Source organism: Fictibacillus phosphorivorans, assembly GCF_023715845.1.
GTDB classification, from domain to species: domain Bacteria; phylum Bacillota; class Bacilli; order Bacillales; family Fictibacillaceae; genus Fictibacillus; species Fictibacillus phosphorivorans_D.
The window spans coordinates 1-405 of the sequence record NZ_JAMBOR010000073.1; the positions used below are offsets into that span (position 1 = coordinate 1).

Genomic DNA, 405 nt, shown 5'->3' on the forward strand with positions numbered 1-405 from the left:
GGATTGAAGAAAGCATCAAACAATTTGTGCAGAACGCCGCCCCCAAGGATGCAGCAGGGCAAGTTTCACGAGTCACAAGGCGCTTTGCATTGGTGGCGTCTGCCGGAGAACTGGCAAGCCACTTTGGCTTAACTGGCTGGCAACAAGGCGAGGCCACAAACGCCGCGTCGAAATGTTTCATGGCCTGGCTAGATACCTTCGGTGGCACCGGCAACAGGGAGGAACGCGCGATGCTGGACCAAGTGCGGGCATTCTTCGAGGCGCACGGGGCAAGCCGATTTGCTACCCTGGATACCCAATTTCCGAACGTCGACCAACGCACGATCAACAGGGCAGGATTTGTCCGCACGACTGCAGACGGGGTGAGGGAATTTATGGTGCTGCCGGAAGCTTTCAAGCGTGAGG

Annotated in this window: 1 protein-coding gene; it reads left to right on the forward strand. The window is 57.3% G+C overall.

Annotated elements, in window-relative coordinates; translation table 11 throughout:
• Positions 1-405, forward strand: a 405-nt coding sequence (locus M3206_RS18850; RefSeq protein ID WP_251314043.1) for a hypothetical protein, incomplete at both ends; no start/stop codon positions are given.